Below are 17,913 nucleotides of genomic sequence, written 5' to 3' on the forward strand. Positions count from 1 at the left end.
GGTAACGGTCACCACCATTGCAGCTTCAACCCGAACCCGTGATGCTTTGCCCAGACGTGCAACGCCGCCTACCAATCGTCGACTGGGCGGGTTTCTAGTTCCTTGTGGAAGTCACGGGGGAATCGATTGAGTCATTTGGCCATAGATCCGATATGAGGCGGATACAGGGAAGCGGTAAGCGTTACCTATTGCCACTTCGCGCGGCATGAAGTTTCCATGGACCCGCCACCATCCAACGTCTTACTTCGAACGGAAAAGCTGTCCTTTCCCAAGCCATATTGATTCCAGCAAAGTTAGCCTTCTCGCAGTAGGCTGCAGTTAACGTATTCGCCAACAGGTGAATTAGCGGCTAAGGTTCGGACTCATTCTTGTTTCATAGCCAGAACATGGCAGTTGCGGTGAAAGAGATGGCGGAAAGGATTACCTTTGGGCACCTATCTTGTCTGGTTGCGACACGCCTCCGGCCCTTGAGCCTGCCGAACATGATCTCTATCCGGTTATGCCGCTTGTAGAGTGTTCGTCATATTTGTCGGTGGCCTTGCGTTGCTTCCGGCCAGGGGCACATGCGCGTGTCCCAATTCAGGGCTTCTCTGAGGCAATTGGCATCGCAGCCTCTATCCCCGAGCGGTCCGTACTCCTTGGGTGCATCTCGCTAGCGTAAACCACCACGGTTAATAAGGATAATTCCGTTCACTACACGCCGACCATCTACGCGAAGTCTGCCGCGGGACTGCGGAAAACAGGGCTCACGACGTGCTATCCGCACATCTGTCAGCCGGAAAGGATCAGACATTTTCACCGCTCGTTTTTTGAACGGTGAATCACACCACCAGACATAAATAAGCGTGTCCTAGCCCTAGGGATGCCATCAGGGGTCTTAGGGTTTGAGAAGTTCAGATGGCAGAAATCACAGCGTTTGCCGCTTCGACAAACCCGGCCACGGCCACTGCGCTGGCCAGTAAGATGCAACAAACTTCAAGTGCGTTGAGTTTCATTTTGAGCCCCATCAAAATGGTTTCCTCGGAGTACGTCAAACTTCGCGCTTTGCATAGTCGCTGCATGCTTACGTAGCGAAAACTTGCTACGCTGGCGGCACATATTTGCCCATGCCATGAAAGCGGGAGCTGCGTGCGGTGTTTGTTTCGGCGTCTGATGCTTGACGTGTTGCCGCATTGTATCGTCGGGCGTGTTGCCCGCTTGGTGGATCGATCACTAAAAAAGGGGGCGCGCATGATTTCAGCGCGCCCAGTCCGCAGGGAGGATAATGAAAAATACTGCGCTCTAATAATACCATGAACGCCAACTCATTAACTGTAGCCAGTATTGGCTGATCTGGCGGGGCCGTCAGTGATGCGCGTCACACAAGCGGAGACAAAATTTTGAAAAAGACTTTCAACTGAATTCCTCAAACCGACCTGGCAATAGCACCACTGGCGCTTTTGGCAAGAAACGTCCCTCGTTTGAATGCCGAGGCACTTGAGAAATCATATGAGAACTCGAGGCTTGAGAAAGTTTCTGCGTTAATCAATCAGTCGAGGTTCGGTTGGTTCTCAGCGACCTAGACAATTGTGAAAAGGGCGCGGCTTTCCGTCGGCACAGTCACTATATCAACCTCAAACAAAACGCGGTGAATTTCGGAGAGATGCGAGCAGCCTCAATCGGCTGGTGGTGACTAGTTCGGATAAACAGCATCAACAATGAGATGCGAAACGTACATAATGGGGATGCTCTTCGAGAATCTACGGGCCCTCGAACCCACGCAATCCCGCACCGCAGCTATTTCTCCCGCTTTCACTGACGAGATTTACTCGCACGGCATCGCTACGTTGCCCTATGCCGGTTGACGTTTCAAAAATCGAAGACTACCTAAGCCGCACGCTTGAGGTTTGTCGCCTCTCGCAATGGAGATTTTATGAAAGAGACCCGGGCCTAACGCCCGTTCCTGGCGAAGCAAATTCAGGAACACCAACATTGATAGGCACACTTACGCGCGACGCTGAGTGTCCTGTTTCTGTACTTTCGTAATATCGAGACATCCCAATGAACATCTCAAAGCACGAGCAACGTGTTTTGCACGAACTCGCCTTAGGTGGTGAGATAAAATACGCGCGCGCCGACAATGGTAAGGTGCAGTCCGTCGAATGTTACACTCGTGACGGCTTTGTCTTCCCTGCCTGCACGATGGACGTATTCAAACGCCTAAAAGACAAGCGCTTCATCAAATCGAAAAATGGCCGCCCCTATCGGATCACCCATTTAGGGAACCAGTCCGTTCGCGCGCAAATGAACCAACGATAATCCAATCAAGAAGGAGGGTTTTCTATGAAAACGCCCCATCAAATCCAATACGAGGCATTCGCTGCTGCCGGAGGCCTGTACGATGAACGTCATGCCAAACTGTATGCCGACTTTGCGGATGACCTGATCTAAGATGGCAGCTTTTCCATCGTGTATGAGGGGGTTGCACATGCCTGCTATACCCCGCTCAGAATCGACAAGGCACCACACTTGAAGTGCTTTGTTCTCGCTCCGTTGGCTGTGCTGCCCGAATATCAAAGAAACGGCTATGCCACGCGCCTGATGGAAGAGGCGGAACGGCAACTTGATGCTGGTGTTATCTTTGTGATGGGTGAACCTTTCCACTATGGGGACCGACACAACACCCCCCACAAAGTCCTGCCGCCTGTAAGAACGCAGGCCCCGCTTGAGTGTTGGTTTGCGCGCGAGCTGACTCCGGGCGCTTTGGATGGCATCGGAGAAAGCACATCCAGCGTGACCGGCCCATATTCTGTGCCGCTCATGCGGAGGCATCCAAGCGAGCAAGTATAGGGCCGAGCTCTCAAAAACCCAGGCGACGAAACTTTGCTTAACGCGCCGCAAAACGAGCCTCCGACCTGGGGTGGCGTTCTGGTGCGCCGACAAATGAAACAAAAAAGAAATGTACTATGAACCGAACAGAGAATGACGCAATCTCGGAAGTCCACAGACAGGCTTTTGGTGAAGCAGAAGGCAAAGAAACTGCCCAACTTGCCAGAGACTTCCTTGACCACCCAGACACGATTTCGATCAGTGTCAGACGAGAAGGGCAGGTTGTAGCTAATGTGCTATTCACCCCGTTTGTCTTTGAGGACCACCCAGACAAAAAATGCTACCTGCTCGCCCCTTGTGGCGTATCGCCGGAGTATCAGGGTCAAGGCGTCGGCAAGGAACTGATAGAAACCAGCATCGAACACCTTAAGTCCATTGGAACAGACGCTGTATTCGTTCTGGGCGTCCCGACCTTCTACCCTCGGTATGGTTTTGCCCCGACCGACAAACAGACGCCGTACCCGAACCTGTTGACGGCGCATGAAGCATGGATGTCTCTTGAGCTTACAGCTGGCACGCTCAACAGCCTGAACGGCAAAACAAAGGCGATCCCACAGTTCATGCAACCGCATTGGTGGGATACTTCCGGACGCGAGTGACGCCAGCTACCCTGAACCAGACAATCGGCGTTGTCGGTCGAATGTTTGGTTCGTTGCGCATTGTGGACATCGGGCTTTGCTGATGATGCAGGGGAATGATTCTGGCGCAAGGTCGCATTCCACAGGATCGCATTGCCCGCGAAGAGCCAGCAGTTCACACTAGGAACCTATTACCGGTTCAGTACTTTGTCGGGCAGTTGTTTCATTAACCGGTCACGGTAACCTATGCGCCCTACAGTGGATCTGGCTTTTTTGCTATCGCGGCAGCTACTGATGGGATTCTAGGGTTCAGAGCATCGTTCGAGTTTGGCAGCAGAGCGGATTTTGCCTTTGGCCAGCATCTACCAAAAAAATGGGCAATGCGTCATTTTCCAACGGGAAAAAGCGAGTGAAAACCCAACTGTCAGGCAGTTTATGTTCAGAGCCAGGAATGCACTTGCTTTCCAGTACCATGGAAAGAACCAGGGTTCATTTGCCGCTTGTCGGTGAGGGTTGGGGTTCATCCTGCATTTGAGGACCGACATGAAAAACCTGGCATTCGCTCCGTTATGGTCAGGATTCTAGCGTCCAGCAAAACGAGTTGCTCAGCCCAGAGCAACTGCCCGATTCACGCATTTTTCAGAAGAACGCACAATTTTCTTGGCGCTTGAAAACCGATACTCATGTAAGTGATTGATTTTAATGGCAGGGGCAGCAGGGTTCGAACCCGCGACCTACGGTTTTGGAGACCGTCGCTCTACCAACTGAGCTATACCCCTAAGGTGCGCCTCAGATATGCCAGCCGCGCGGCGGACTCAAGAGGCTTTTTCAGATTCCGCGCCACTAATGCATCCGACAAACAAGTTGCGTGCGGCGTTGAGTTCTATAAGACACGGTTTGGTCAGCACAAAGGACCCCAACCGTGAGCATTCGCAAAAAGATCGCCGACAGCGAAGCCGTCCTGAACTGGGCTGCTCGACGGATTGCGAGCTATATCCGAATGGTCAACCGCAACACTACGTGGCAGCGCATCGGGTACGAGGAACTGGATCAACTGGCCGAAGAGGGTGAGCCGATCATCGTGGTTCTGTGGCATCAACGGTTGGCGCAGTCGCCGTATTTCTTCCCGCTGGACAAAGGGCGCATCTGCTCAATCACTTCGTCTGCTCGAGCAGGCAGCATGGTAGGCCGGGTGCAGAAACTGTTCGGCATGGACACGATCGCCATGGCCAGCAAACACAAGAGCAACGTTGCCGTGTCGCGAGAAGTGCTCGGCAAGATGAAACAAGGGATTTCCATCGGCATCGCCGCCGACGGGCCACGTGGCCCGGAGCGTGTGCTTTCCACGGTACCGCTGGTATGGGCACGCACCTCGGGCAAACGGGTTTTCGGCATCACCTTTTCCGCGCAATACGGCGGCGAAGCGGGTACATGGGATCGCCTATTGATGCCCCGTCCCTGGCGGAACAAGGGCGTATTTCTATGCCGCGAGTGGACCGAAACCGTGCCGCGCAAAGCATCCGAAGAGCAAATCGAAGAGCTGCGTCAAAGCCTTGAGCAGCATATGAACGACATTACCGCCGAGGCCGACCGCATGGTCGGGCGCGAACCGTGGTCGCCCGAGGCTTAACCGCCCCTCAGACGCTGCATAAGGTAAACCTCGCTGCCTTCGGGGATCGGTTCGGTCAATCCGCTGGCAATGACGCGCCCGTCAATGGCGATGGACACCCCCGCATCTACTGGCCCCTGAAGCTGCGGGTGCAGCCTTACCAGTGCCCGCAAAAGTTCGCCGGTGGTTTTGGCCTCGACCTCCACCACCTGCTGGCCCCCGGTCAAGGACCGAAGGCCGGACCAGAGGTGGACCTCAACCATTGTCCTTGAGCGCCGCCAGAATGCGCGGTGGCGACATCGGCAGCTGCTTCATGCGAACGCCCGCTGCGTGAGACACCGCGTTGGCGATGGCCGCCAGAGGCGGCACGATGCCGGTTTCGCCCACGCCGCGCACACCGAACGGGTGGCCGGGGTTCGGCACTTCGACGATCACCGTGTCGATCATCGGCAGGTCGCTGGCAACTGGGATGCGATAGTCGAGGAAGATCGAGTTCTGCAGGCGACCGTCTTCGCCATAGATGTATTCCTCGTTTAGCGCCCAGCCGATACCCTGCGCGGCGCCACCCTGGTATTGGCCTTCCACATATGTCGGGTGGATCGCCTTGCCCGCATCCTGAATGACCGTGTAGCGGGTGATTGATGTCTTGCCGGTTTCCGGGTCAACCTCTGCATCTACGATATGGGTACCGAAAGACACGCCCGCACCCTCGGGGGTGGCCTCGAAATGCCCCGAGATCGGACCTCCGGTTGCGCCCATATCGGCGGTGATATCGGCCAGCGGCATCGGGTCGAAATCGCCCGCATTGGGCCCCGAAGGCACCGCGCAGCCATATTCCCATTTCACTGCATCCACCGGGATACCCCACTTGGCCGCGGCGCGTTCACACAGTTTCTCAACCGCGTGTTTAGCCGCCTTGATTGTCGCCAGACCCGACGCGTAGGTCACGCGAGAGCCGTGGCTGACGTCATTGTAGCCCAGCGTTGCGGTGTCGGCGATGGTGACGCGGATATTCTCGTAGGGAATACCCAGAACTTCGGCTGCCATCAGCGCCATCGACGCGCGGGAACCACCGATATCCGGCGTACCAACCATCAGCTGGGCCGAACCGTCCTCGGACAGGGCCAGCGACACCGAGGTCTCGCCGCCGTGGTTGAACCAGAACCCGCAGGAGATCCCGCGCCCCTGCCCCGGTTTCAACGGGGCCGTGTAATGCGGATGCGCCTTGGCGGCTTCAAGCGTTTCGACCAGGCCGATACGCTCGTACCGCGGGCCGTAGCTGGCTTTGGTGCCTTCGTGCGCCGCATTTTTCAGGCGGACGTCGATGGGATCCAGGCCCAACTTTTTACACATCTCATCGATGACCGACTCAACGGCAAAGGCCCCCATCGGCGCACCGGGTGCCCGATAGGCGGCTTGCTTGGGGCGGTTGGCCATGACGTCATAGCCGATCTGCTTGACATTGGTCAGGTTGTAGGCTGCGAAAGCGCACATGGCGGTCATATCGCCCGGAGCCCCCGGAAACGCACCGCCTTGCAGCCGGAATTCGCCACGCGCCGCGGTGATCGTGCCGTCCTTCTTCATGCCGATCTTGATGTCCATCGAGGCCGAGGCGGTAGGGCCGGTCGCCCGGAACACCTCGGAACGCGTCATGACCAGCTTCACGGGGCGGTTGGCCTTGCGGCTCAGCGCCAGCGCGACGGGTTCGATGAAAACGGTTGTCTTGCCGCCGAAGCCGCCGCCAATCTCCGATGCAGTGACGCGCAGTTGCGAGGTCTCGATGCCCAACAAGGCCGCACAGGTTTTCTGCGCGATCCAATGGCCTTGGGTGGTGCACCACAGCTCACCCTTGCCGTCATTGCCCAGCATCCCCAGACAGGCGTGCGGTTCGATGTAACCCTGATGGGTCGCCTCGGTCACAAAGCTGTCTTCCATCACCAGATCAGCCTCGGCAAAACCGGCCTCGACGTCGCCATGGCCGCTTTCATGATATCGGACCACGTTCGGGTGCATCCCTTCGGGCACGGAATAGTCCGCCGCACCTTCGCGGATGACAGGCGCATCCGGAGCCATTGCCTTGTCTACATCAGTAACATGGGGCAGGACCTCGTATTCGACCTCGATCAGCTTCAGCGCATCGCGCGCGGCCAGAGCCGACGTTGCCGCAACGGCTGCCACCGCGTGCCCGTCATACAGCGCCTTTTCGCCCGCCATGACGTTTTCCAGCACGTTCCAGAACTCGCCTTCCAGACCGGGCTTGAACGGCACTTCGGCGAAGTCCGCGCGTGTCACGACAGCTTTGACGTCCTTATGCGCCTCTGCTTTGGACGCGTCGATCTTTACGATCCGCGCATGGGCGTGTGGAGACCGCAGGATGGCACCGTGCAGCATGCCAGGCGCATAGGCGTCGGCCCCGAACTTGGCACGACCTGTTACCTTATCCAGCCCATCCGGGCGGTCCGGACGGGTGCCAACGAAAGTGAATTCAGACTTACGATCATCCAAAGCCATTACGAAGCCTCCTGCATTTCTTCGGCCGTTTCCATCACAGCGCGAATGATCTTGTCGTAACCGGTGCAGCGGCAGAGATTTCCTGCCAGCCAGTACCGGGTTTCCTCTTCGGTCGGGTTTGGGTTCTTCTCCAGAAGCGACTTGGCCGCAATCAGAATCCCCGGCGTGCAGATACCGCATTGAAGGGCAGCATGTTCGATGAACTTTTTCTGCAGCGGGTGCAGAACGTCCCCATCCGCAATACCTTCAACAGTTTCGATGGTTTTGCCATCGGCCTCAACACCCAACATTAGGCAGGAACAGACCAGACGGCCATCGACTGTGACCGAACACGCGCCGCAATCGCCGGTGCCGCAGCCCTCTTTCGAGCCGGTCAGGTTCAGCTTGTCGCGCAGGCAATCCAGCAGGGTCTCTCGCGGGTCACACAGGTATTCGACCGCGTCCCCGTTCACGGTGGTGGATACGTGGAACTTGCTCATGCTTGCTCTCCCTTGGCCCGGGCATAGGCGATTTTCGCGGCGCGCTTGGCCAGAACGCCAGCGACCTCGGTGCGGAATGCGATGGTGCCGCGCTTGTCGTCGATCGGGTTGCAGGCGGCGGCCGCTGCAGCGGCCAGGGCGTCCAGTGCGATATCGTCCAGCGTGCTGCCGATGATGGCCTTGGCGCAGCCGTCAGCAAGCAAAACGGTTGGGGCAACGGCCCCCAGCGAGACGCGCGCTTCGGTAATGATATCGCCGTCCAAACGCAGGTTAACCCCCACACCGACCACGGCAATGTCCATTTCAGTGCGCGGTATGAACCGCAGATAAGCGTCGCCGCCATTCTCCCCCCGTGCGGGGATGTTGACGGCTGAGATCACCTCTCCCTTCGCCAACGAGGTCTTGCCGGGGCCGGTTGGAATGTCTTCTACGGCAACCTCGCGGGTTCCTTCGGGGCCGGTCACGGTGACAGTCACGCCCGCCGCCACCATCGCTGGCACTGAATCCGCGGCCGGAGAGCCATTGCACAGGTTGCCCGTCAACGTCGCGCGTCCCTGCACCTGCGTCGAGCCGATCAGGTCCATCGCCTCGACCACGCCGGGCCAGTCGCGACCCAGATCGGGATGCTCGCTCATTTCGGCCCCCGTTGCGGCGACGCCCAGCGACCAGCTGGCGTCGGCGTTGCGGGTGATGTCGCGCACCCCGTCAATTTTCTTGATGTCGATCAGCGTATCGGGCGTCACCAACTCCGAGCGCAACTGCACCAGAACATCGGTGCCGCCTGCCAGAAACCGTGTAATGCCCGTCGCATTTGCAGCCAGAGCCGACGCCTCGGCAAAGCTGGCGGGGCTGTGATAATCCATGAAATACCTCGTACCTGTTGATCAGGGTTCACTGGGGTTCGCAGGGGACGTTAGTGCAGCAACCCCTCGGCGTCCATGGCAGGAGCGACCAATTTTTCTGTTATCGGATGTCGTTTCCTGACCTCATGTCAGAGGTCGAGTTCGATCATGCCATCGGGTTGCGCAGCCCGGCTTTGGCACAGGATGATAGCGCTCTCGCGTTGTTTTTTTGACAGAACGAAATCGCGATGTTCGATTTCGCCGGATACCACACCACATTTGCAGACCCCGCAAATGCCGTCCGAGCATTTGACGTCCACGTGAATTCCGGCCTCGTTCAACACCTGTGCGGCATCTTTTTCGGCTGGCACCGTCAGCTCACGCCCCGACTGCGCCAGCTTCAGGGTGAACGGGTGGTTTTCATAATCCGGCTGTTCGGGAACCGAGAAATACTCTAGATGCCGCGCATCCTCGGGGAAACCCTGCCGTTCCGCCGCCTGCATGACGCCGTCCATATAGCGGTCCGGGCCACAGGTATAGACATGCCAGCCGTCCTCATAACCGGACAGGATCAAGTCGAGATCAGCGCGCGTGCCTTCGTCCGAGAAATGGTAATGCACGTGTTCCGCCCAAGGCATTGCAGCCAGATCGTCAAGATACCCCGCCGCGTCGCGGGTACTGGCGGAATAGTGCAATGCGAATGGCTTGCCCAGCGCGTGAAGGCGGTGGGCAAAGGCGATCATGGGGGTGATGCCAATGCCACCGCCCATCAGGAATGTCTTGGTCGCCGTTTCATCCAGTTCGAAATGGTTTATCGGTTTCGAGACGAAGACCTTGCGACCCTCGTTGAAGATACGATGCAACAGCGCTGAGCCGCCGCGCCCTTCATCCTCACGCAGCACACCGATTTGATAGGTCGTCCGGTCAGACGGATCGCCCGACATGGAATACTGCCGCAGGAATTCCGGCGCGACCAGCACGTCCAGATGCGCACCCGCGGTCCATTCCGGAAGCGGCGCTCCGTTAAGCGCCGAGAATTCGTACTTGGTCACATCCGCCGTCATCTTGTCGACCTTGGTCAGCTCAACCCGCATGACGGGCGCATCCCCGGCGATGGTATAGCGGTGGATGACTGACATATCGCCTGCAGCCTTTCGGGTCTTGTATTCTTCGGCCGTGACCATTGCCTGATAGGCGGCGATCCCAGCCTCGCGGTCCATGGCAAACGGATAGGGCCAAGGGTGTGGCGCCAGATAAGCGGGGTAGACGGCCAGTGTCTGATCTTGGTATTTCAGGTCCAGATCGGTTTGCAGACCGCGCCGGTTCAGCGGGTGTTCGGTGGGGCGATAAGCGCCATCTGACTGCAATTCGATATCCCACCACCATTTCTTGATGTCGTTCAAGTCACCATTGCCAACCGCATCATCCAGTTTCGCCAACGCAGACGCGGCCTGAGGGATGTTCATCGCAGCCCAGCGGAACGGGCGTTCCTTAAAGATGCCTTCAAGGTTCCACGGGCAGGTCTTCATGCACCGCCCGCACATTGCTCCACCCAGAGTGGTCACCCGGTAGGTGGCGCATTTCTGGCTGTCGGACTTCCAGATTTCATAGCCGTTGAACATCAGTTTAGGCCCGGCGGTGATCGCCCCCGAAGGACATTCGCGCGCGCATTTGTTGCAGCTTTCACAGAACGTTTGCAGCCCGAAATCGATCGGCTTGTCGTGCACCATCGGCATATCCGTCGTCACTGCACCAGATTTCAGGCGCGGACCGAGATAAGGGTTCAGGATCACCTCTCCAATCCGGCTGACTTCGCCCAACCCGGACAACAGCAACAGCGGAGGCTGCAGTACTTCGCCATCCATTACAGTATGCGCCTTGGCCTTGTAGCCGAGGTTGCGGATCTGCTGCGCGATCACGCCACCCAATAGCGAGAACCGCAGATAGGCGCGCATCGACTGGGCGACGCTGATCCAGTCGTCACCGCTGGCGCCTTCCATCGTTTCATAGCCCTGATCAATGATCATGCTGATGACCTGATCGTGAGGAGGGGTAATCTCCTCGCCCGTTGCGTCATGGGAATACCATGCCCAGTCCGGACACCGGCTGAGGCCAACCGCATCAACACCAAGGAAATAGGTCGTTGCCTTGATATTAGCGGTATTGCGCGCGGCATTGGTGGGGGGCGCGGCCTCTGCGCTCTCACCGTCCTGCAGCAATACAAACGCGCCCAGCGCCCGGCGCTGCGCGCAACTTGGGGCGGACTTGCGCACGTAATATCCACCCTTCGCCGCATCCTGCAGGGGCTTGCCCATATCGCCAAACTGCGCCCGCGCAAACATGTCGGCGCGTTTGGGCACACGGGCCACGTTTTCCTCGTCGATATAGGTGGTCGGCGCATCAACCCGCTTGAGGTTCTCGAACGGATGCGCCCCGTCTTCGTAACGCCGTTTGGCATAGGGGTCACGGTTCAGCGCATTCTTGGCAAACCCAGCGCCCAGCCACCAGGCGGGTCCTTCTGTCCGGAACCACGGTTGCTGCGCCATCGGCTGCAGGGGCTGGTCATGGGCGATCTCCATCTCGGTGGTCACGGCGGCCAGACCGAACCGCCTGCCCAACCACGGGGCCACGATGTCTCCATCCTCGACCGAGGCCAAACCCGCCGCCACCGCCAGCTTGCCCAGATCAACGTCGGATGACATTACCGTATGCGCCCGCGCGTCAAAGCCCAGCAGACGGATATAGTTGGCGATGACTACCGCGTTCTCGGTCGCGAGCAGACAGGCGCGATGATCCTGCGCGTCGATGATCCACTCCGCGCCGGGCTCATTCGGATCAGGGTCGCGGTTGTGTTCATATAGGAAGACGATGGCGTGGCGATGCGTGTTCATCGACTTGGGGGCGGCCTCCATGCTGTCTTTCAGATCGGCCATGATCAGGTCGATCCCCGAGGCCAGCGTCTTGGTCTGCCGCGTTTTCAAGGCATGGGCCAGACGGTCGATATCGGGATTACGGCGGGGTTCGGGCAGCATCGCTTCGGGCGACAGGGGACCACAACCCATCATGGACGCATCATTGAAATAGCCGAACGCCTTGAGGTGATTGGCACGCTGTGACGGATCGTCGGGGATTACTGAGACCACCGGGTTCACAAACCCGTCGCGGATCGTGTCCATCATCGCCTGGAATTCACCCATCGCGTTAACAATGCTTTCGGGGTGATCCGCACGATGAAAGCCGATCGTCTGCATCGGCTTCACCGCAGAAAAATCAGGCAGAAGCGCCTGCCGCGCCAACCGCTCAAGCGGATAAGGGCCCATATGGACCGGCCGGTTCTTGTCCGAGAAAAAGCGGATTCCCATCGCGTGCCTCCTGATGATGACTGTCACCTAATGCGCGCTGGACTGCAAATCCATTCATGACTAGTCATAGATGATATGAGAAAAACTGATTTTACCGATCTGGACGGCAAGGTCCTGCGGACTTTTCTGACCATCCTCGAGGAAAGCTCGGTCTCGAAGGCCGCTGACCGTCTGGGCGTGACGCAGTCTGCGATCAGCCATACGCTGGCCAAGCTGCGACAGGTGCTGGGTGATCCGCTGTTCGTGCGCTCGGGTCAGGGGCTGACGCCAACTGAACGCGCCCTGTCCTTGAAAGAGCCCGTTCAACAAGTGCTGGACGGTATGCGCGCACTGACCGATGACCGCCCGTTTGACCCTCTGGCCGAAGAGATCAGTATCCAGATTGCCACCAACGACATGCCGCGAGAGTTGATCTTTCCACCACTGCTACACGCGCTTAGGGCTGAAGGCGTCAGGCTGAGGCTGGGATTCATCCCCTCAGGCGTCCCTGACCCGGACTTGCTGCGCAGTGACCGGTGCCAGTTGATGCTGACCCCCCTGCCCCCCGATGGGCCGGACATTTTCCAAAAACGCGTGCTGATCAGCCCGTTGATGATCTTCTACGACGCAGCGCGGCGCAATACTCCGGACAGTTGGCACAGCTATTGCGAAACCGAACATGTCGAAGTGCGCTTTGCCGACGGGCGCAGTTCCCGCGCAGTGATGCGCGGCGTGGACCAGAGCCAGATCCGACCACCCACCGTTACCTTGCCGCATTTCAACGCAATACCTTCCTTCGTGAAGGGCAGCGATCTGATCTCGACCGACACATTGCTGATGAAACATGGGCCGTTGGCGGCGCTGGATTGCGCGCCCTTGCCGTTCGATTGCGACCCGGTCTCGATCTACATGGTCTGGCATCAGCGCTCGACCAACGATCCGGCCCATCGCTGGTTGCGGGACCGGATCGAGGCAGTTGCCGCGAAATTGCAGGGCTGAGTCACCGTGACCAGAACCGCGCCTTGACGAAATGGGTCAGTGCCGCTCCGGTTTCGAAATAGGTACGGCGCAGGCCTGTCCAGCTTTCGTGGTATTCCGCGACCGCAGGAACAGGCAGCAGCGACAGATCATCCTGCAGAAGACTTTTTGCCATAAGACGGCCAAACACGGTGCCCGGCCCAATCCCACGCCCGGAATACCCATGAACCGACAGGGCGTTGGGGCCGATCTGCGTGATCTTGGGAATATGGTCCGAGGTCATGGCAATCCGCCCGTGCCACCCCTCGATCAGCGGCTGGCCGGCCAGTTGCGGGAAAAGCTCGGACAGTTTGCGTCTGATCCAGGCGGTATGGGCAGCGCGGCCCGCCTGACCCAGATCGCCCATCGCGCCGATGATCAAGCGGCCCGCGGCGTCCATCCGGAACGAGGTCATGATCAGGCCGGTATCCCAACACCCCTCTCCGCCCGGCAGAATACTGGCGCGCAGATTGTCCGACAGTGGCGCGGTCGAGAACTGGAAGTAATAAACCGGCACATATTCCGGTGCCGATGCCTGCAGCCCCTGATGATAGGCGTTGGTGGCCTGGATCACCGATTTCGCACGTACGGTGGCCTTAGGGGTTTTCAGCGTCCAAACGCAATCGCTGTACTGCATGGACTGCACCGGGCTTTGGGTCGCGATCTGCGTCCCGGCCTCGGCAGCGGCGCGGGCAAGGCCCCGGACGTAGCTTAGCGGCTGGATCGTCCCCGCGCGGGGATCGAACAGGGCACCATGGAACGCCGTACTGCCGGTGCGTTGTTCCGTCTGGTCTGCAGACAGTAATTCAACCGGCGCACCCGCAGCGGACAGCTGCGCGTGCCGGGTCTTCAGGTCACGCTGCCCTTTGGCGGAATGCGCACAATGCAGGGTGCCATTCCGCACCGGTCCGCAGTTGATGTCGTGCCTTTCGATCAGATCAAACACTTCACCGGGCGCGGCGGCCAGAAGTTCAATCAGTTTTCCCCCCGCTTCGTCCCCAAGATGCTGACGAATGTCGTCGGGCGGCAGCCACAACCCCGCGTTCACAAGCCCAACGTTGCGGCCCGAGCCGCCATGACCGATCTCCTCCGCCTCCAGCAGGCACACTGATGCCCCGGCCTGAGCGGCCGTCAGCGCTGCGGAACAACCTGTATAGCCACCTCCAATCACCGCCAGATCAACGGTCAGGTCGTCGGTCAGGGGAAGGCTATCGAACTGCTCCATACAGGTGTTCAGCCAGAGGGGCTGGTTGTGGTCGCTCACGCGGGGCTCCTTGAATGCGCGCGGATCATCAGGGCTGGATCAGCCGGTTGCAAGCGTTCTCTGATCGTCGCGGCCCATCGCAATCAAGAAAGGCTGCGCGTCCTGTTGTTTCTGGAATGGAGCCTTGTCGGACATACTGCGCCAGTCGGCCAGAACCAGCGATTGCGCCACGGCCCCACCCAGAGTCGCACCGGGGCCTGTCACAATGAATAGGTCAGGTGCGAACTCGCGCGCGGCGGTCTGGATCGCGCGAGTAAAGTCATAGGTCTCGGTCACCTGATGGCCCAGCGTATAATCCCAAAGTGCATGCGTGTCCGTGGCACCCGGCCACCAGATTTTTCCGCGCCCGTCGATCAGAGGACGTTCTGGCTGGCCAAACATCTCAGCGCCCAACCGGGCTTTCCCTTCGGCCGCAACCGGAGCCTGCAATGCAGTGTGAAAGGCCGCGTGATTGGGAAGCCGCATCGGGAAACGGTCCTGTATCATTGGCTGCGCAGCCTCAAATGCCTTGAGCCCTGCCTCATTCCCCGCCAGAACCAGCATCCCGCCCAGATCAATGGACAGCGCCAAATCGCACCCATCGGACGCGTTGATCCGCGCCACGTCGGCCAGCAATTCAGCTTTACGGGTGGCATCGTCTTCCCAGTTTTCACCCACGAACGGAAAAACCAGCTGCCCACCGATCAGCTGGTCCTGCATCAGCGTGCCCATCGTGTTAACCACGCGGAACCCGTCCTGCGGTGACAGGGCACCACCTGCGGCCAAGGCGATGTACCAACCCATCGAATTGCCTGTGACCGCGACCACTTCGATGTCTTCGGCTACAGCCTGTGCATCGGCTAGCGATGCTGCATAGATCAGGGGCGAGGCCACATCTCCGCGGGAATACTTGCTGACAGTGTAACGACTGGCGCCATCCAGCGCGGTCACGGCCTCCTGCCCCGCTTCGGCGCGGATGGTATCGAAGCTCTGAAACAGACCCATCCGCTGCCTGTGATGACGGTGCAGATAACCCAGTTCGGGTTTGTTGTATGTCCCCCGCCCGGGGCAGATAACGACAGCGGTGCGGGTCATGCGCGGCCTCCGGTCAGTGCCAACGCGGCGGCAACAATGCCGTTTTTCGACGGCAACGGAGCGGCATAGGCCGGGCCAGTGGCAATAAAGCAATCCTCTGCCACAACGCGGGCGGTTGGCGTATCGGGGCTTTCCTCGGTAAAGAACGTCATCAGCGCCTCAGATTGGCTACCGGTGCGGCGGCATTCATCAACGACCAGAACATGCGCGCAGGGTTTGGTGGCCTCGCGCAGGGCCTCAACCGGCAGAGGCGCGAGCCAGCGCATGTCAATGATCCGGGTCTTCACGCCAGCGGCCTCCAGTTCAGGCAAGGCCTGTTTCGACAAATAATGCCCATTGCCGTAGGTCACGATGCCCAGATCGGCACCATCCCCGTGCACACCCACCTCACCCAGCGCAATGTGTTGATCGGGTGAGGGATAGGTGGTCATCCACCCGCCATCCTGCGCCTCATGCAGATCTCGCATCGGATAGAGCGCAATCGGTTCCAGAAACACCACCACCCGCTGCTCTTCCCGCGCCAACCGCACGCATTCACGCAGCATCTGCGCCGCGTCCGCACCGGTAGAGGGGCAGGCAATGATAACACCCGGAATATCCCGTAGCACGGCCAGAGAGTTGTCGTTGTGGAAATGCCCGCCAAACCCTTTTTGATAGCCCAGCCCGGCAATCCGCAGCACCATAGGGTTGGTGAACTGACCGTTCGAGAAAAACGACAGGGTCGCAGCCTCGCCCCGGATCTGATCCTCGGCATTGTGGAGATATGCGAGGAATTGAATCTCGGGGATCGGAATGAATCCGTTGTGCCCCATGCCGATGGCAAGCCCCAGAATGGACTGTTCGTCCAGCAGCGTGTCGATCACCCGGTCCGGTCCAAACCTTTGCTGCAATTTCTGGGTCACGCCGTAGACGCCTCCCTTGCGGCCAACGTCTTCACCCATACAGACGATCTCACAATGTTCCAGCATCAGATCGGTCAGCGCCCAGTTGATCAGGCGACTCATGGGTTGAGGGTCTTCCATCGCGCGCATATCTCCGCCAAAGGCCTTGGCTCGGGCCTCGGCGCTGGGGCCATTGGTGCGCTTGCAGGGACGCTTCGGCGGGATCAGGCTGGCCAGCACCTCGGTTACATTGGCCAAATGCGGACGCGTTGCTGCCTCGGCCGCGACCCGGTCCGTGCGGGCGCAAGTGTCTTCATAGATTTTCAGCGCGTCGGCCGGGGACAGTGCACCAGCCTGGTCGAGTAAACGTACAGAGTGCAGCAAGGGGTCGTTAGCCTCGTCCGCCTCAACCTCGGACTTCGACAGGTAGGTGGTCGGCACATCCGCCCCCGCATGGCCATAAAGCCGCACGGTTTTCAGGTGCAGGAAAGCAGGTTTACGGCGGGTACGCACATAGTCGGCGGCCTCTTGCGCCACGGCGTAAGTCTCATAGATGTCCAACCCGTTGGCCTGAAAATACCTGATACCCGGGCGATGCTCCATCGACGCCTGTATCCAGCCCTTGGGCGTTTTGACTGAGATCCCGATCCCGTTGTCCTCGCACACAAACAGCAGAGGAAGCGGCGTGGATTGCACGCTGGTCCACCCAGCGGTATTGATTGCCCCCTGCGCCGTCGAATGGTTGGCAGAAGCATCTCCAAAGGAACACATTGCAATTCCATCCTCGGGCAACTCCCGATGCTCAGGATCATGCCGTCGAGCGGCGCCCAGACTATAGGCCGCGCCAACGGCCTTGGGCAGATGGCTGGCAATGGTCGAGGTCTGCGGCGGGATCATCAGCGCCTTGGAGCCAAGAACCTTGTGCCGCCCGCCCGAGGTCGGGTCCTCTTTCGAGCACGCAAAACTCAGCAGCATGTCCCAGGCGATCTGCTGACCCGGCACTTGCTCGGCCCGGGCGATTTGAAACGCCGCATCACGATAGTGCAAAAACGCAATATCGGTCGGGCGCAGGGCATGGGCCACAGCCGCCATCCCCTCATGACCGGATGAGCCGATTGTATAGAACCCCTGCCCCGCCTTCTGCATTGCTCGGCTGGTGCGATCCAGCGCCCGGCTGAGAACCTGAGAGCGAAACAGCGATACCGCGTCAGTGTTTCTAAGGCCAGGACGAGGCGGCGCACCCTTGGGATAGTCACGTTTCGTGACCCGGGTCAGGAAGTTTTCGTGAACGATCTGAGCGCGATCCATGGCCTGTTCCCCGGTCTTCGAATTCTTCAGGTGGGCGGTTTCATCTTGGATAGCACGCGGGTTCTTAACCGGTCACCCAAAAGAAAAGCCTGTATGTGTATCGGGCTGGTGCGCGGCAAATGCCAGTGATATTCCATCCGA

13 protein-coding genes, 1 tRNA gene and 1 pseudogene are annotated in these 17,913 nt (G+C 58.9%); 5 read left to right on the forward strand and 10 right to left on the reverse strand.

All coding sequences use genetic code 11. From position 1 onward, the window contains the following. Window positions 1–373: 373 nt before the first annotated feature. A pseudogene (locus ACR1XY_RS18055) lies at window positions 374–793 on the reverse strand (transposase). A 1,247-nt stretch (window positions 794–2,040) separates the two neighbouring features. Between ACR1XY_RS18055 and ACR1XY_RS18060 the strand changes: the two are divergent. The 3 genes from ACR1XY_RS18060 (at window position 2,041) to ACR1XY_RS18070 (ending at window position 3,467) form a co-directional block, all read left to right on the forward strand. After that, the gene (locus tag ACR1XY_RS18060; RefSeq protein ID WP_480595311.1) at window positions 2,041–2,298 is read left to right on the forward strand and encodes a YjhX family toxin; all 258 of its coding nucleotides are present in this window, start codon (window positions 2,041–2,043) and stop codon (window positions 2,296–2,298) included. Window positions 2,299–2,448: 150 nt separating this feature from the next. Continuing rightward, window positions 2,449–2,829, forward strand: a complete 381-nt coding sequence (locus ACR1XY_RS18065) for a GNAT family N-acetyltransferase (protein ID WP_480595312.1) — start codon at window positions 2,449–2,451, stop codon at window positions 2,827–2,829. A gap of 116 nt (window positions 2,830–2,945) precedes the next feature. Beyond that, the gene (locus ACR1XY_RS18070) at window positions 2,946–3,467 is read left to right on the forward strand and encodes a GNAT family N-acetyltransferase (protein ID WP_480595313.1); all 522 of its coding nucleotides are present in this window, start codon (window positions 2,946–2,948) and stop codon (window positions 3,465–3,467) included. A gap of 682 nt (window positions 3,468–4,149) precedes the next feature. Here the strand turns inward: ACR1XY_RS18070 and ACR1XY_RS18075 are convergent. Next, window positions 4,150–4,225, reverse strand: a tRNA-Trp gene (locus tag ACR1XY_RS18075). Between the two features lie 143 nt (window positions 4,226–4,368). On the opposite strand from ACR1XY_RS18075, the gene ACR1XY_RS18080 reads away from it, so the two are divergent. Next, complete coding sequence (locus tag ACR1XY_RS18080) at window positions 4,369–5,076, forward strand: lysophospholipid acyltransferase family protein (RefSeq protein WP_480595314.1); 708 nt, start codon at window positions 4,369–4,371, stop codon at window positions 5,074–5,076. Here the strand turns inward: ACR1XY_RS18080 and ACR1XY_RS18085 are convergent. The 5 genes from ACR1XY_RS18085 to ACR1XY_RS18105 form a co-directional block, all read right to left on the reverse strand. After that, window positions 5,073–5,318: a MoaD/ThiS family protein gene (locus ACR1XY_RS18085; protein WP_480595315.1), complete on the reverse strand. Its 246-nt coding sequence runs from the start codon at window positions 5,316–5,318 to the stop codon at window positions 5,073–5,075. The genes ACR1XY_RS18080 and ACR1XY_RS18085 overlap by 4 nt on opposite strands. Continuing rightward, a complete protein-coding gene (locus ACR1XY_RS18090; RefSeq protein WP_480595316.1) occupies window positions 5,311–7,566 on the reverse strand; it encodes a xanthine dehydrogenase family protein molybdopterin-binding subunit in 2,256 nt (751 codons plus the stop codon). Before ACR1XY_RS18090 ends, ACR1XY_RS18085 begins: the two co-directional genes overlap by 8 nt. After that, window positions 7,566–8,045: a (2Fe-2S)-binding protein gene (locus ACR1XY_RS18095; RefSeq protein WP_480595317.1), complete on the reverse strand. Its 480-nt coding sequence runs from the start codon at window positions 8,043–8,045 to the stop codon at window positions 7,566–7,568. Before ACR1XY_RS18095 ends, ACR1XY_RS18090 begins: the two co-directional genes overlap by 1 nt. Then, window positions 8,042–8,908 (reverse strand): FAD binding domain-containing protein, encoded by an 867-nt coding sequence (locus tag ACR1XY_RS18100; protein ID WP_480595318.1) that lies wholly within the window; start codon window positions 8,906–8,908, stop codon window positions 8,042–8,044. The genes ACR1XY_RS18095 and ACR1XY_RS18100 overlap by 4 nt, the downstream gene beginning before the upstream one ends. A 128-nt stretch (window positions 8,909–9,036) precedes the next feature. Continuing rightward, on the reverse strand, window positions 9,037–12,249 hold the full coding sequence (locus tag ACR1XY_RS18105) for a reductive dehalogenase (protein ID WP_480595319.1): 3,213 nt from the start codon (window positions 12,247–12,249) through the stop codon (window positions 9,037–9,039). 75 nt (window positions 12,250–12,324) lie between these two features. Between ACR1XY_RS18105 and ACR1XY_RS18110 the strand changes: the two genes are divergently transcribed. Then, a complete protein-coding gene (locus tag ACR1XY_RS18110) occupies window positions 12,325–13,227 on the forward strand; it encodes a LysR family transcriptional regulator (protein ID WP_480595320.1) in 903 nt (300 codons plus the stop codon). A gap of 1 nt (window position 13,228) precedes the next feature. Here the strand turns inward: ACR1XY_RS18110 and ACR1XY_RS18115 are convergent, their stop codons facing one another. Genes ACR1XY_RS18115 through ACR1XY_RS18125 form a run of 3 tightly spaced genes read right to left on the reverse strand, consistent with a single transcriptional unit; the run spans window position 13,229 to window position 17,772 of the window. Next, entirely contained in the window at window positions 13,229–14,509 is a 1,281-nt protein-coding gene (locus ACR1XY_RS18115) for an NAD(P)/FAD-dependent oxidoreductase (RefSeq protein WP_480595321.1), read from the reverse strand. Window positions 14,510–14,548: 39 nt separating this feature from the next. Next, on the reverse strand, window positions 14,549–15,583 hold the full coding sequence (locus ACR1XY_RS18120) for an ACP S-malonyltransferase (protein WP_480595322.1): 1,035 nt from the start codon (window positions 15,581–15,583) through the stop codon (window positions 14,549–14,551). Next, complete coding sequence (locus tag ACR1XY_RS18125) at window positions 15,580–17,772, reverse strand: dehydrogenase E1 component subunit alpha/beta (protein WP_480595323.1); 2,193 nt, start codon at window positions 17,770–17,772, stop codon at window positions 15,580–15,582. Before ACR1XY_RS18125 ends, ACR1XY_RS18120 begins: the two co-directional genes overlap by 4 nt. Window positions 17,773–17,913: the final 141 nt, after the last annotated feature.

The organism is Ruegeria sp. AD11(2025) (genome assembly GCF_056542405.1).